We start from the raw sequence: 14,692 nt of genomic DNA, 5'->3' as shown, positions 1-14,692 counted from the left end.
GGCTTGGATCATCAGGGCAGAACGACAAATGACCTTTGTCGAAACCTCGAAACCGCGTCTTTTCCGGCGTGCGTGGCTGGCGTTGTTAGTCGCCATGCTTGTCTGCGTTGCCGCGTCGATGCTTCGGCCTGTCGAGGCAAAAGACCTCAAGGGCGTGGCGCTGATCGTTGGCCAGTCCAGATACGAACACCTCGCCGCCCTGCCCAACCCGGCCAATGATGCTCGCGACATGGCCAAGATGTTGACGGATCTCGGCTTCGACGCCCGCAATGTCACCGACCGCGATGCGAGTAAGCTGAAGCGCGACCTCGAACGCTTCGTCGAGGATGCCGAGGGCGCCGACGTAGCCCTCGTCTATTATTCGGGTCATGGCATCGAAGCCGGCGGCGAGAATTATCTGGTCCCGGTCGATGCCGATGTTGCGTCGCTCAAGGATGCCAATCAGGCACTGGTGCCGATTTCCGACGTCGTGGACGAATTGAGGAAAACCGTGCCGGTGACGATCATGCTGCTCGATGCCTGCCGCACCAATCCGTTTCCAGCCGATGCCATGGTGCGGCGCGCGCCAACCGCCTCGGCCGAGCCCATCGGAGCTGGCGGGCTGGAACCAGTGCGCGGCGCCAAGGCCCTCGGCAACGCGCCGGCGGCCAATGCGAGCCTCGGCACGGTGATCGGCTTCGCCGCGGAACCCGGCCGTCCGGCGCTCGATGGCGCCGCTGGTGAAAACAGCCCCTACGCGGCGGCTTTGCTGCGCCACCTCGCGGCGATGAAAGGCACCGAGTTCGGCTCGGTGATGCGCATGGTGACGGAGGAGGTCTATCTCGACACCAAGACCAAGCAGCGCCCCTGGGTCAACGAAAGCCTGCGCCGCCTACTCTATTTCGGTGTCGCGCCGCCGGAGCCGACCGGCGATGACGGGCTGATCACCGGCGAGCGGCGGCAGTTGCTGCTGACCATTTCCGATCTGCCCGACCCCAAGCGGGCACAGGTGGAGCTGGCATCGCTGCAGGAAGGCGTCCCGCTCGACGCGCTCTACGGCGTGCTGAAGGCGCTCGGCACCGAGAAAATCCCCGAAGATCCGACCGACCTGCGGAAAGTGCTCGATGCGCAGGCCGAGCGCCTGAAGAAGATGATGTCCGAGCGCGCCGCGTTGCGCACCGACGACCCGGATATCAAACGTCTGGTCGCCTCCGCCGACAAGGCCATCGGCCAGGGTGCGATGGCCACGGCGCGAAAATTCCTCGACGATGCCGTGGGGCGGGTCGAGGAGACCAACGACACGGTCGATCAGGCTGAGGAATTGATCAAGCGGAAGCGCATCGCCGATGCCGCGATCTACGCCAAACGGGCCGACGCCTCGGCGCTGGTCTTCGACTACAGATCGGCCGCCAGCGACTACGCCAAGGCGTTCTCGCTGGCCGAGAAATGGGATGACAAGCTTCGCTGGAACTACAAGAATCAGGAGGCGGAGGCGCTTAATTCCTATGGCTACGCCACCGGCGACCTGGATGCACTTCAGCACGCGATCGCTTATCGCGCCATCTTGAACTTCATTCCCAATGGCGAACAGAATCGCGACTGGGCCATCACCCGCGATAACATGGCCGTGGTGCTGCAGAACATCGGCGAGCGAGAGACCGAAACCGCGCATCTTGAAGAGGCCGCGCCGAACGTGTGAAAGACGATCTCAACTGGGCCGCCGCGCAGAACAATCTCGGCAACGTGCTGTCGAAGATCGGCGAACGCGAGAGCGACCCGAAGCGCTTGAACGAGGCGGTGGCGGCGATGCGCGCCACACTGGAGAAGCGCCCGCGCCACAAGGTTCCCCTCGACTGGGCTTCCTCGCAGAACAATCTTGGCCTCGCGCTCTACGCACTCTCCGAACGTGAACCCGGCGGCGAGCATCTGGCGCAGGCGGAAGCGGCCTACCGGCTGGCGCTCGAGGAATACACGCGCCAGAAAACGCCGGTCGAATGGGCGATGGTCGAGAACAATCTCGGCAATACGCTTGTGACCTTCGGCATCCAGCTCAACGACAAGGCCAGGATCAACCAGGCCGCCGACGCCTTCCGCGCCGCGCTCGAAGTGCGAACCCGCGACACATTCCCCGTCTCGTGGGCCACCAGCCGGCTCAACCTCGGCAATGCGCTGAGTGGTATCGCCCGTTTCGACATGGGCACCGGCACGCTCGAAGAGGCCGCGGCAGCCTACGATGATGCGCTGACGGTGTTCACCAGGCAGCGCTTTCCGATGGACTGGGCGTCGGCGCAGAACAATCTCGGCTCGATTTACCAGACACTTGGCCAGCGCACCCGCGATGCAGCCAGGCTGGAGCAGTCGGCGGCGGCGTTCCAGGCAGCCCGGCAGGTCTATGTCAGGCGAAAATTCCCGCTAGACTGGGCGATGAGCTACTACAATCTCGGCAACACGCTGCAGCTTCTTGGCGGCGTGACGGACAAACCCGAACTACAGCGAGGCGATCGCCGCCTACCGCGACGCATTGCGCGAGTACAAACGCGACACCAACCCGCGGCAATGGGCGCTGAGCCAGGCCGGCCTCGGCTCGACGCTGCACTGGTTGAGCATGAGTAATGCCGACGCCGGGACCTTGCGGGATTCGATCGCCGCGCGGCGATCGGCACTTGAAGTGCTGACCCTCGAGGCGGCCCCCGTCGACTGGGCCAACGCCCAGAACGGCATCGGCATGAGCCTGCTCTACCTCGGCAACATCGAACGGACCGGCAAATATCTCGATAAGGCCGAGGCGGCGTTCACGGCGACGCTGAAAGTGTTCACCAGGCAAAGCCAGCCCTTGCAGTGGGCCTTCGAACAGAACAATCTTGGCGATGTCAGCTGGAACCGCGCCAGCCATGGCGGCGGCAAGCCCGAATATCTCAAGGCGATTGCATTCTTCGAGAACGCCAAACAGGGCTTTGCCGAAGCCAGCTACACGACCCCATCCCGCTCACCGATCAGAAGATCGATCTGGTGAAGCAGCAGCTCGCCAAAATGTGAGGCGTGAGACGCGGCTGACGCCCGGCTTGTCTTTGTGCCCGCTTTCCAATCCCTATATGCGAATGGTTGGAGCCCGATACGGACTCACGGAAGGGTGGCGATGATCCGGTTAGCCTTGGCGTTGTTCCTGCTTGTCTTCCCCGCTGCCGCGCACGCGACGGACGCTGGCTGGGCGCTGCTGCGCGATGGCGGCCATGTCGTGCTGCTGCGCCACGCCATGGTCACCGGCACCACCGACCCGGCCAATTTCGACATCGGCAATTGCGCCACCCAGGTCAATCTGTCGGCGCGCGGCAAGCAGCAGGCAAGCAAGATCGGCGCCCTGTTTGCCGCGCGCGCGGCTCCCATCGAGCGCATCCTGTCCAGCCGCTATTGCCGCTGCCTCGACACCGCGCGCACCGCCTTCGAGGCCGAGCCGGAGCTGTTCGCGCCGCTCGATCTCTTGAAAGGTGACGACGCGCGGAAAGCAGCGCAGATCGCCGCCATCATGAAGGAAATTCGCGCCTATTCCGGCTCGGACAACCTGGTCCTGGTCACCCATCTCGAAAACATCGTGGCGCTGACCGGCGTGTCGCCCCGCGAAGGCGAAGCCGTGGTGGTCGAGCCACAAGGCGACGGCTTGCGCGTACTTGGCCGCGTCACCTTCTGAGGCCGCTGCTCCCGATCGCGGGCGCGGCAAATGAGTGTTGCCGAAATGCCACCCCGAAAGAAGCGGCGAATTCGAAACGACAATGTCGCTTGCGACAACCAGTCGCAGGGGCTATAGGCGCGCTCCCGGTCACGAAAACCGAAGCGAGCACAACGGTTGGAGCTTTCGTCTCCGCTCGTGCAGGCTGCTTTGCAGTCCTGTATACGGCGCCGTTTCGGGGATTGGGATTGAGGATGTAGCTCAGAGGTGAGAGCGCCGGATTTGGGTCCGGAGGTCGGGGGTTCGAGTCCCTTCATCCACACCACGGATAGCTCAGTTGGGTAGAGCATCAGATCGTTAATCTGATTGTCGAAGGTTCGAATCCTTCTCCATTGGCCTGAAAAGCCAGCACCCTGCCAGGTGTTATCTGAACCGGTCCGGGGACTGCAATGCTGAAGACGTGACGGACGGCCGAAGCCTTCGGGCCAGGACGTATCGAAAGGTCCGATGCCATCGGCTCGCGGCCAGGCTCGCGGTAATGGTCAAGGCGCATCGATGCCGGCAAGGGAGGCTCGCTCCGGCGCCCGCTTCGCTGCCCCGCGATCCGCTCCCACAGGCCCGCCGCGCATCGATGCCAGTCCCCGGACCATTCGTGTCCGGAATTGGAAGTGAACGAGAAACGAAGGGAAGATCGACGCATGACGTGACGCCCGCATAGGCCATGCCCGACAGGAGTAAGACAATGACTATTCTCGATACAGTTCTTGGGCGCGAGCGCGTCCTGGTTAANCAGGCCCGCCGCGCATCGATGCCAGTCCCCGGACCATTCGTGTCCGGAATTGGAAGTGAACGAGAGACGAAGGGAAGATCGACGCATGACGTGACGCCCGCATGGGCCATGCCCGACAGGAGTAAGACAATGACTATTCTCGATACAGTTCTTGGGCGCGAGCGCGTCCTGGTTAAGGAAAACGAACGTGCCCTCACTCTCTACAAGGGAGAGATCAAGGCTGTCCTGCTGCCGGGTGAGCACTGGCTCGCCAACCGGAACCAGAGCCTTGAGGTGTCCCGGCACGATCTGAAGAGCCCGGAATTCGTTTCGGCGTACGAGAAGGCGTTGTTCGACAAGCTCCCGGACGTGGCCGCGCGTCATTTCACCGTCGTGCGCACCGGGCGCACGGAAGTTGCGGTCATCGAGCGTGATGGCAACCTGCATTCCGTGCAGGCCGCCGACCGTAAGCTGGTGCTGTGGACGGACGCCGGACCGTGGAAGGTGACGGTGGTCGACACCTCGGCCGATCTTGCCATCGATCCAGCGGTCATGCGCCGGCTCGGCCAGGCTCGGAAGACGGAATTGATGTCCGTTCACCCGGTTGTCGACGGCCAAGCCGGGCTGCTGTTCATCGACGGTGTCCTTGTGCGGACGCTTGCCGCTGGCGTGCACGGCTTCTGGAACGTCGGACGGATGGTGCAGATCAAGGTCGTCGACCTCAAGCGTCAGTCGCTCGATGTCGCCGGGCAGGAAGTGCTGACCAGGGATCGCGTCACGATCCGCGTCAACATCGCGGCCGAATACCGGGTCGTCGATCCGGTCAAGGCGGTGAGCGCGGTGAAGGACTTCTCCGAGGCCCTCTACCGCGCCCTGCAGTACGCGTTCCGCAAGACGCTGGGCGCGCTCACCCTCGACCAGATCCTCGAAAAGAAGGTGACGGTCGACGAGGAAGCGGCGGCCAAGGTCCGTGCCGACATGGCCGAGATCGGGGTCGAGGTCAGCGACATCGCGCTCAAGGATGTCATCCTGCCGGGTGAGATGCGCGAGATCCTCAACCAGGTGGTTTCGGCCGAAAAGCAGGCCGAGGCCAACGTCATCCGCCGCCGCGAAGAGACGAACGCCACGCGTTCCCTGCTCAACACGGCCAAGGTGATGGCGGAGAACCCGGTGATGCTGCGGCTGAAGGAGCTCGAGGCTCTGGAAACCATCGCCGGCAAGGTCGAGCGGCTGACCGTCCACAACGGGACGGGCGGGCTGCTGAACGACCTGGTCAAGCTCCGCGACGGTTGAGCTTACGTTGCGTCAACGGAAGGGNCGGCTGAAGGAGCTCGAGGCTCTGGAAACCATCGCCGGCAAGGTCGAGCGGCTGACCGTCCACAACGGAACGGGCGGGCTGCTGAACGACCTGGTCAAGCTCCGCGACGGTTGAGCTTACGTTGCGTCAACGGAAGGGCCGCCAGGTCGACCGGCGGCCCTTCTTGTGTTTCCTGGGCATCCCACCCATCTGCCCCGGCTTAACAGGCCTTTTCCTGCCGGGAAAAACCGATTAGACAGCGCCCAAACGAATGCGGACAGATTCCGCCCGCAAAGAAGGAAAAGCCCCTTGTCCACCACGAACTCCACCACGTTCGACAAAGTCGCCAAGATCATTGCCGACACCAGCGAGATCGATATCGACACCATCACGCCCGAGAGCCACACCATTGACGATCTCGGTATCGACAGCCTTGACTTCCTGGACATCGTGTTCGCCATCGACAAGGAATTCGGCATCAAGGTGCCGCTGGAAAAGTGGACCCAGGAAGTCAATGACGGCAAGGCTTCGACCGATGATTACTTCGTCATGAAGAACCTGTGCGCCAAGATCGACGCGCTGGTTGCCGCCAAGACCGTCTGAGGTCATCAGGGCGCGTGACTTGACGCGCTCCGTCACCTGACCCACAAAGCCGCTCATGAGCAGCCCCCACGACGTCGTCATCACAGGGATCGGCCTAGTTTCCTCGCTGGGAGAAGGTCCTGAAGCCCATTGGCAGAAGCTGGCGCAACCCGGCCCGGAGCCGGTGCTCGAGCCCGCGCGCTTCGCGCCCTACACGGTTCATCCACTGCCCGAGATCGACTGGAACCTGCAGATCGCCAAGCGCGGCGATCAGCGGCAGATGGAGACATGGCAGAGGCTCGGCACCTATGCGGCGGGCCTCGCGCTCGACGACGCCGGCATCAAGGGCAATGACGAACTCTGCACCACAATGGACATGGTTGTGGCGGCTGGCGGCGGCGAGCGCGACGAAGCGGTCGACGCCGACATTCTAGCCGCTTCGGAAAACCGCAACGACCGCGACGTGCTGCTCAACGAGAAGCTGACCACCGAATTGCGGCCGACGCTTTTCCTGGCGCAGCTTTCCAATCTGCTCGCCGGCAACATCTCCATCGTCCACAAGGTGACCGGCTCGTCCAGGACCTTCATGGGTGAGGAAGGCGCTGGCGTCGCCGCCGTCGAGACGGCCGCCGCGCGCATCCGCTCCGGCCAGTCGACGCACATCCTGGTCGGCGGCGCCTTCCAGACGGAACATTCCGACATGCTGCTCGGCTACGAGCTGGCCGGTTATCTGCATCGCGGCCCGTGGAAGCCTGTCTGGCAAAGGCAGGGCGCCGAGGGCGGCGGCGTGGTCTCTGGTTCCGGCGGAGCCTTCCTGGTGCTTGAGCAGCGCGAACACGCGGCAAGCCGCGGACGCAAGATCTATGCTGAACTCGGCCCCGTCGTCTCCGGCCGCGCCAGGCGCGCGCGCGGAGAACTCGACACCGAGATCGCTCTCCTCCTCAAACAGGCGCTGCTGCCGAACGGCAAAATGCTCGCCATGTCGGGAGCATCAGGCGCGCATGCGGCAACATCGGCCGAAAAGGCGGCGCTCGACGCCAATCCGGCGATATCGGCGCGCGGTTTTGCAACGTTGACCGGGCACATGAAGGAAGCGCAGTTTCCCTTCGCCGTGGCGCTGGCGGCACTCGCGGTCGACCGCAAGGCCGCCTACCCTGTCTTTGACGCCACGGCCGAAAAGCCATTTGAAGGCATTCCCGTGAGCGTCCTTGCAACGGCGATCGGCTATCACCAATTCGAGGGCATGGCGCTGGTCAACGCCGCTTGAGGCGGCGTTTGGCGAACGCACTGCAGAGATAAGAGGGCTCCCGGATGGCCAATTTCAGAGATCACATGGGCAGGCCCGTGGTTGCCGTCACCGGTATCGGGGTGGTGACCTCGCTCGGCGTCGGCAAATCAGACAACTGGGCCGCCCTGACCTCGGGCAAGTCGGGCATCCACCCGATCACTCGCTTTCCGGTCGATCACCTCAACACACGGATCTCCGGCATGGTCGATTTCCTGCCGTCGAGCTCAAAGGGAGCAAGCCTCCTCACCTATGAACTGGCGGAAACCGCGGCGCAGGAGGCTGTTGGCGAAGCCGGCCTGACTTCCGGCGATTTCGGCGGCCCTCTCTTCCTCGCCTCGCCGCCGGTCGAGCTCGACTGGCACGACCGCTTTTCGCTCTACAATTCAGACAAGCACGATTCCGGCGCCGAAAGGTTGCTGCGCGTGGCGCGCGGCCTGAAGGAACTCGATCTCTTCGAAACCACCCAGTTCGGCTCGATCGCCGACCGGCTCGCCGACCGGTTCGGCACACGTGGCCTGCCGATCACGCTTTCGACGGCTTGCGCCTCCGGCGCCACCGCCATCCAGCTCGGCGTCGAGGCGATCCGCCGTGGCGAATGCGATCGGGCGCTGTCGATCGGCGCCGACGGCTCGGCGACCGCCGAGGCGCTGATCCGCTTCTCGCTGCTGTCGGCGCTCTCCACCCACAACGACAATCCGGAAAAGGCTTCCAAGCCGTTTTCCAAGGACCGTGACGGCTTCGTGTTGGCCGAGGGATCTGGCGCGCTGGTGCTGGAATCGCTGGAGGCGGCGCTTGCCCGTGGGGCCGCCGTTCTCGGCATCCTCAGCGGCTGTGGCGAAAAGGCCGACGATTTCCATCGCACGCGCTCCAAGCCGGATGGATCGCCGGCGATCGCCGCCGTCCGGGCCGCACTTGCCGATGCGGGTCTCGGCGAAGACGAGATCGACTATGTCAACGCACACGGCACCTCGACGCCGGAAAACGACAAGATGGAACACCTGTCGCTGTCGACGGTATTTGGCGAGCGCATCGGCTCGATGCCGATCTCGTCCAACAAGTCGATGATCGGCCACACGCTGTCGGCGGCGGGCGCTGTCGAAGCGGCGTTTTCGCTGATGACGATGCGCGAAAGCGTCATTCCTCCGACCATCAATTATGACAATCCTGACCCGGCGATCGTGCTCGACGTCGTGCCGAACAAGAAGCGCGATGCGCAGGTTCGCTCCGTTCTGTCGAACTCCTTCGGCTTTGGCGGCCAGAACACTTGCCTTGTCATGGCGCGGGAACCGGTCTAAGCGAGCCCTTTCCGCTTAACAGAACCGACAGGCTCCATGCGCGCACTGCAACTTATCGAGGACCGCCGCCTTGAAACGGTGGACCTGCCACCCCCGCCGCCTCCCGCGCTTGGCGAAGTGACGCTGCGCATCAAGGCGGTGGCGCTGAACCATATCGACGTCTGGGGCTGGCGTGGCATGGCCTTCGCCAAGCGCAAGCTGCCGCTGGTCGTCGGCGCCGAGGCCTCCGGCGAGGTAGAGGCGGTCGGTCCCGGCGTTTCCAGCCTGCTGCCCGGACAATTGGTATCGATCTACGGCGCGCGCACCTGCGGCCTCTGTCGTGCCTGCCGCGAAGGTCGCGACAACCTGTGCGAGCATGTTTCGGGCGTTCACGGCTTCCATCTCGACGGTTTCGCGCAGGAGAAGATCAACCTGCCGGCGCGCCTGCTGGTCCCCGCCCCGCCCGGTGTGACCGATATCGGGGCCGCGGTCGCGCCCGTTACCTTCGGCACCGTCGAGCACATGCTGTTCGACAATGCCAGGCTGCAGCCCGGTGAGACGATCCTCGTTCATGCCGGCGGGTCCGGCATCGGCTCGGCGGCCATCCAGTTGGCCAAGCGGATGGGCTGCACGATCATCACAACGGTCGGCTCGAACGACAAGATCGACAAGGCCCAGGCTCTCGGCGCCGACCATGTTATCAACTACCGCGACGATCGCTTCGAGGGCGTCGTGCGCAAGCTGACGAAGAAGAAGGGCGTCGACGTGGTGTTCGAGCATGTCGGCACCGACACCTTTGCCGGCTCGATGCTGTGCCTGAAGCGCGGCGGTCGCCTGGTGACCTGTGGTTCGACCTCCGGCGTGTCGGCGCAGATCAACCTGATGCAGCTCTTCCAGCAGCAGTTGAAACTGCTCGGATCCTTCGGTTGCCGCATGGAGAACATGGCCAACGCCATGCAAAAGATGGCCGCGGGACAGGTCGCCCCGGTAATCGACACCGAGGTCGGCTTCGACGATATCGATGCCGCGCTGAAGCGCATGGAAGGCCGCGACGTTTTCGGCAAGATCATCCTGCGCGTCGCCTAGAGTCGGATGATTTCAGGTCGAATCGACCTGAAATCTGAATCCGCCTCTAAATCAAGGAATAGAGCATGATGTCATCCGAAAACCGCTTCACACTTTTCGGCATCATGCTCTAGGGCCTCGATGTCCGTGCTCAAGAAGCTTCGCCGCGATCTGAAATTTCGCCATGGCAGACAATTGCGCCAGGTGAATTACTGGTTTGTTGCGCGTCTCGCGATGGTCATCATGTCGCTGCTGCGCCTGCTGCCGGTCGACAGCGCGCTGAATTTTGCCGACCGCACCGCACGCCTCATCGGTCCAAGGGTCGGGCGCCACCAGGTCGCCCTCGACAATTTGCGCAAGGCGTATCCGGAAAAGAGCGAGGACGAAATCCGATCCATCGCGTCCGACATGTGGGGCAACATGGCCCGCCTTGCCGCCGAATACATCTTCCTCGACGCCCTCTTCGACTATGACCCAGCCGCCGGCAAGCCCGGCCGTATCGAGGTCAAGGGAACAGAGCATTTCGTTGAGATCGCGGCCGAGAAGCAGCCGCACATCGTCTTCACCGGCCATCTCGGCAATTTCGAGCTGCTGCCGGTGGCGGCCGCGACCTTCGGCATGAACATCACGGCGCTGTTTCGGCCGCCCAACAACCCTTACCTCGCCGACTATATCCTTTCGACAAGGCGATCGACCATGGGAGGCTTGCTGCCTTCGATGGCCGGCGCCTCGTTCGCGCTGGCGGGAGTGTTGGACAATGGCGGCAATATCGGCGTTCTCGTCGACCAGAAGTTCTCCAACGGCCTGGACACGACCTTCTTCGGCCGCCCCTGCCAGAGCAACCGCGTGCTCGGCACCCTTGCCCGCCACTATGACTGCGACGTCTATCCGGCGCGTTGTATCAGGTTGCCGGGCAACCGCTTCCGGCTCGAGATCGAGGACAAGTTGGTCCTGCCGCGCACCGCCGACGGCAGCGTCGATGTCCACGCCACCACCCAGATGCTGAACGACGTTGTCGAGCGCTGGGTCCGAGAGGATCCAGGCCAATGGATGTGGTTCCACAAAAGGTGGGAGATCAGCAACTGGCGGCGAAAAAACCGCACCAAGCCGGCTCCCGCCTCAAACAGCTGAGCAAGCCGCTGGCGGGAACGTGCGTTCCTCCGCCAGCAAACAAAGCCATATCAACAAACCGCCAATTGCCTAATTGGTGACGACAATGCGCGTATTGCCGAAGCCCACTTCGCGGACCATCGAATAGAAGGCCGCGGCATTGGCGGTGTGCAGCCTTACGCAGCCATGCGAGGCCGGACGGCCGAGTTGCCTGACGGCGCCCGTTCCATGGATGGCATAGCCGCCACGGAAGAACACCGAGTACGGCATCGGCGACATCTCGTACTTGCGCGAATACCACATCCGCGCCGTGCGCTGCGGCCGGTAGGTCCCGCGCGGCGTGAAATAGCCCGGACGGGCGGTGGAGACGGCCCACCGATAGACAGAATCGCCATAACGAACGGTCATCGTCTGCGACGACACGTCGATGTTCGCCACCAATGTGGCCGCCTGACTTGCTGCCGATGCGCCCAACAGCGCAACGACCAATACTGCTGCCTTGAGAAATGACGTATTCATGCGATCAAACCCCTCTGATTGCCCATGCCTGCTCGCCATCACGTTGTTTTTCACCTCTTTAATGGCAGTGAACAGATAGCACACAGTCTTTGACCAATTCGCCAATCCGAAGCAGTGAATTTGAACGATTTCCCGCGATAGTTGCCACAACGACACGTTGCACGGTTTGATCGACGGGCTTGCAAAACCACTGCGATCGCTGCTCAACTCGCGGCATGAACGGGCGACTCCTCAAGGCAATCGACATCAGGCGCGACGAATTGGTGGCGCTGACCGCCGACCTGATCCGCTTTCCGACCATAAATCCACCCGGCGAAGCCTACGGGCCATGCGCCGACTATATCGGTGAGCGGCTAAGGAAGAGCGGCTTCGAGACCGAGTTCATCCGCGCCGAAGGCACGCCCGGCGACACCGATCGCTATCCGCGCATCAATGTCGTTGCGCGGCTTGATGGACGGTCACCTGGTGCCTGCGTCCATTTCAATTCGCATATCGACGTTGTCGAAGCCGGCGACGGCTGGACCGTCGATCCCTTCGCTGGCACCGTCAGGGACGGCAAGGTCTATGGACGCGGCGCCTGCGACATGAAGGGCGGCCTCGCTGCCTCCATCATCGCTGTCGAAGCCTTTGTGGAAGTCTTTCCCGACTTTCCCGGCGCCATCGAGATCTCGGGAACGGTCGATGAGGAATCCGGCGGCTTCGGCGGCGTCGCCCATCTGGCCGGCCTCGGCTATTTCTCGAAACCCAGGGTCGATCACGTCATCATTCCCGAGCCTCTCAACAAGGACCGCATCTGCCTCGGCCATCGCGGTGTCTGGTGGGCGGAGATCGAGACCAAGGGTGAGATCGCGCACGGCTCGATGCCGTTTCTCGGCGAGAATGCGGTGCGCCATATGGGCGCGGTGCTGCAGGCATTCGAGGACGAACTGTTCCCGGCACTCGACCGAAAGATCACCCGCATGCCGGTGGTGCCGGAAGGCGCCAGGCGCTCGACCATGAACATCAATTCCATTCATGGCGGCCAGACCGAGGATTTCCGCCCCGGTCTGCCCTCGCCCAACGTGCCCGATTCCTGCCGTCTGACCATCGACCGCCGTTTCCTCCTCGAGGAGGATCTGGCCACGGTCAAAGCCGAAGTGACCGGCGTTCTCGACCGGCTGAAACGCGAGCGCAAAAAATTCGACTACGAGATCCGCGATCTGATGGAAGTACTGCCCCTGATGACCGAGCGCGACGCCCCCGTCGTCAAGGCGGTGGCGCAAGGCATTCATGCGATCTTCGACCGCGAGCCCGACTACGTCATTTCGCCCGGCACCTACGACCAGAAGCACATCGCCCGCATCGGGCATATCTACGACTGCATCGCCTATGGCCCGGGCATTCTCGACCTCGCCCATCGGCCGGACGAGTGGGTTGGCATATCGGACATGGTGGAATCGGCCAAGGTGATGGCGATCGGGCTCAACGTGCTGCTGCGCGGCACGGCCACGGGATGATCCTGCATCGCGATAAGCTTCGGCCCGCCGACAGGGCTGGCACGGCAAAAAACATTCCCGGCCACCCTGCCTGGCAGCACGAAACGCAATTTACTCCCACGCGAAATCACGCTTCTATCGCCCGGCTTGAGCACGTATCCTGAACGCATGGGGAGTTGCACGATGAGATTGTGGAAAACCATTCTGGCCGCCGCGGTTCTCGCATTGGCCGCTGGAACCTCCGCCTTTGCGGCCCGAACCGACCTGGTCATCGGCATTCCGCTCGAACCGCCGCACCTCGACCCAACCGCTGGTGCCGCTGCGGCGATCAAGGAAGTGCTCTACGCCAATGTCTTCGAGGGGCTGACCCGGATCGGACCCAATGGCGAGGTGCTGCCGGATCTGGCGGAAAGCTGGACCATTTCCGATGACGGCAAGGTCTACACCTTCAAGCTGCACGCCGGCGTCAAATTCCACGACGGCGCCGATTTCAGCGCCGATGACGTGAAATTCTCGCTCGACCGTGCCCGCGCCGACAATTCGGTCAACGCGCAGAAGGGCCTGTTCGCGGCCATCGACAAGGTCGACGTCATCGATCCGGCGACGGTGAAAATCACGCTGAAAAACCCGCAAGGATCCTTCCTTTACAATTTGGGCTGGGGCGACGCGGTGATGGTGTCGCCGAAATCCGCCGACACCAACAAGGAAAACCCGGTTGGCACCGGCCCGTTCAAGTTCCAGAACTGGGCCAAGGGATCATCGATCACGCTGGTCAAATCTGACCATTACTGGGGCTCTCCGGTGTTCCTCGACAAGGTCGAGTTCCGCATCGTGCCGGATGCCGCAGCCTATGTGCCTGCCCTTTTGTCCGGCGACATCCAAGCCTTTCCCTTCTTCGATCCCGACAGCCTCGCACAGATCAAGGACGATCCGCGTTTCAAGGTGGTGATCGGTTCGACCGAAGGCGAAACCATCCTCTCGATCAACAACAAGAAGCCACCTTTCGACAAGCTGCAGGTCAGGCAGGCGATCTCCTATGCGCTCGACCGCAAGGCGATCATCGACGGCGCCTCGGCCGGCCTTGGCCTGCCGATCGGCTCGCATATGTCGCCGGCGAACAAGGACTATGTCGACCTCACCGGCCTCTATCCGCACAATGTCGACAAGGCCAAGGAACTGCTGAAGGAGGCCGGGCTGGAGAACGGCTTCAAGGCAACGCTGAAACTGCCGCCGCCCAGCTATGCACGGCTCGGTGGCGAGATCATCGCCTCCCAACTTCGCGATGTCGGCATCAACCTGGAGATCGTCCCGGTCGAATGGGCGCAGTGGCTGGACCAGGTGTTCACCAAGAAGGATTACGACCTGACCATCGTCTCCCATACCGAGCCCAACGACATCGATATCTATGCGCGCAGGGACTACTACTTCAACTACGACAATCCGACCTTCGACAAAGTGATCGCCGACCTCAACCTCACCTCCGACGAGACCAAGCGCAAGGAACTGCTTGGCGAGGCGCAGAAGATCCTGGCCGACGACGCCGTGGTCGGCTTCCTCTACGAATTGCCCAAGGTCGGTGTCTGGGACGCCAAGCTGCAGGGCCTGTGGGAAAATGCGCCGATCCAGGCCAACGACCTGACCAAGGTGAAGTGGAGCGAGTGAGGTTCTTG

At 62.8% G+C, this 14,692-nt stretch carries 13 protein-coding genes and 2 tRNA genes; 14 read left to right on the top strand and 1 reads right to left on the bottom strand.

Going from position 1 to position 14,692, the window contains the following annotated elements; translation table 11 throughout:
- Positions 1 to 28 precede the first annotated feature (28 nt).
- From X742_RS1000000175410 to X742_RS167340, 12 genes are all read left to right on the top strand, one after another.
- Positions 29 to 1,678, top strand: coding sequence for a caspase domain-containing protein (locus tag X742_RS1000000175410; RefSeq protein ID WP_245275472.1), 1,650 nt, complete (start codon positions 29 to 31; stop codon positions 1,676 to 1,678).
- A complete protein-coding gene (locus X742_RS1000000175405; RefSeq protein WP_245275471.1) occupies positions 1,675 to 2,592 on the top strand; it encodes a tetratricopeptide repeat protein in 918 nt (305 codons plus the stop codon). The genes X742_RS1000000175410 and X742_RS1000000175405 overlap by 4 nt, the downstream gene beginning before the upstream one ends.
- Positions 2,585 to 2,992, top strand: a complete 408-nt coding sequence (locus X742_RS1000000175400) for a hypothetical protein (protein WP_245275470.1) — start codon at positions 2,585 to 2,587, stop codon at positions 2,990 to 2,992. The genes X742_RS1000000175405 and X742_RS1000000175400 overlap by 8 nt, the downstream gene beginning before the upstream one ends.
- 123 nt (positions 2,993 to 3,115) lie before the next feature.
- Entirely contained in the window at positions 3,116 to 3,664 is a 549-nt protein-coding gene (locus X742_RS167300) for a histidine phosphatase family protein (RefSeq protein ID WP_023769904.1), read from the top strand.
- A gap of 229 nt (positions 3,665 to 3,893) precedes the next feature.
- Positions 3,894 to 3,968: transfer RNA gene (locus X742_RS167305), tRNA-OTHER, on the top strand.
- Between the two features lie 2 nt (positions 3,969 to 3,970).
- Positions 3,971 to 4,039, top strand: a tRNA-Asn gene (locus X742_RS167310).
- Positions 4,040 to 4,562: 523 nt separating this feature from the next.
- Entirely contained in the window at positions 4,563 to 5,705 is a 1,143-nt protein-coding gene (locus tag X742_RS167315; protein WP_023769903.1) for a slipin family protein, read from the top strand.
- Positions 5,706 to 6,018: 313 nt separating this feature from the next.
- A complete protein-coding gene (locus X742_RS167320; RefSeq protein WP_023769901.1) occupies positions 6,019 to 6,312 on the top strand; it encodes an acyl carrier protein in 294 nt (97 codons plus the stop codon).
- Positions 6,313 to 6,367: 55 nt separating this feature from the next.
- Complete coding sequence (locus X742_RS167325; RefSeq protein ID WP_023769900.1) at positions 6,368 to 7,558, top strand: beta-ketoacyl-ACP synthase; 1,191 nt, start codon at positions 6,368 to 6,370, stop codon at positions 7,556 to 7,558.
- 44 nt (positions 7,559 to 7,602) lie between these two features.
- Positions 7,603 to 8,874 (top strand): beta-ketoacyl-ACP synthase, encoded by a 1,272-nt coding sequence (locus tag X742_RS167330; RefSeq protein WP_023769899.1) that lies wholly within the window; start codon positions 7,603 to 7,605, stop codon positions 8,872 to 8,874.
- A gap of 36 nt (positions 8,875 to 8,910) precedes the next feature.
- A complete protein-coding gene (locus X742_RS167335; protein ID WP_023769898.1) occupies positions 8,911 to 9,939 on the top strand; it encodes a zinc-binding dehydrogenase in 1,029 nt (342 codons plus the stop codon).
- 120 nt (positions 9,940 to 10,059) lie between these two features.
- Positions 10,060 to 11,049, top strand: a complete 990-nt coding sequence (locus X742_RS167340) for a lipid A biosynthesis lauroyl acyltransferase (protein ID WP_031240918.1) — start codon at positions 10,060 to 10,062, stop codon at positions 11,047 to 11,049.
- A 69-nt stretch (positions 11,050 to 11,118) separates the two neighbouring features.
- On the opposite strand, the gene X742_RS167345 is transcribed toward X742_RS167340, so the two are convergent.
- Positions 11,119 to 11,547 carry a L,D-transpeptidase gene (locus X742_RS167345; RefSeq protein ID WP_023769896.1) on the bottom strand — a complete coding sequence of 143 codons (429 nt, stop codon included), beginning with the start codon at positions 11,545 to 11,547 and terminating at the stop codon, positions 11,119 to 11,121.
- A 215-nt stretch (positions 11,548 to 11,762) separates the two neighbouring features.
- Here X742_RS167345 and X742_RS167350 point away from each other — a divergent pair, with 215 nt between their 5' ends.
- Together X742_RS167350 and X742_RS167355 are read left to right on the top strand one after the other, a co-directional pair.
- Positions 11,763 to 13,043 carry an acetylornithine deacetylase/succinyl-diaminopimelate desuccinylase family protein gene (locus X742_RS167350; RefSeq protein ID WP_023769895.1) on the top strand — a complete coding sequence of 427 codons (1,281 nt, stop codon included), beginning with the start codon at positions 11,763 to 11,765 and terminating at the stop codon, positions 13,041 to 13,043.
- A 162-nt stretch (positions 13,044 to 13,205) separates the two neighbouring features.
- A complete protein-coding gene (locus X742_RS167355; protein WP_023769894.1) occupies positions 13,206 to 14,684 on the top strand; it encodes an ABC transporter substrate-binding protein in 1,479 nt (492 codons plus the stop codon).
- Positions 14,685 to 14,692 lie beyond the last annotated feature (8 nt).

The sequence above is a fragment of the Mesorhizobium sp. LNHC229A00 genome (assembly GCF_000502415.1).
GTDB lineage: Bacteria > Pseudomonadota > Alphaproteobacteria > Rhizobiales > Rhizobiaceae > Mesorhizobium.
This window is presented reverse-complemented; position numbering and strand designations above follow the sequence as displayed.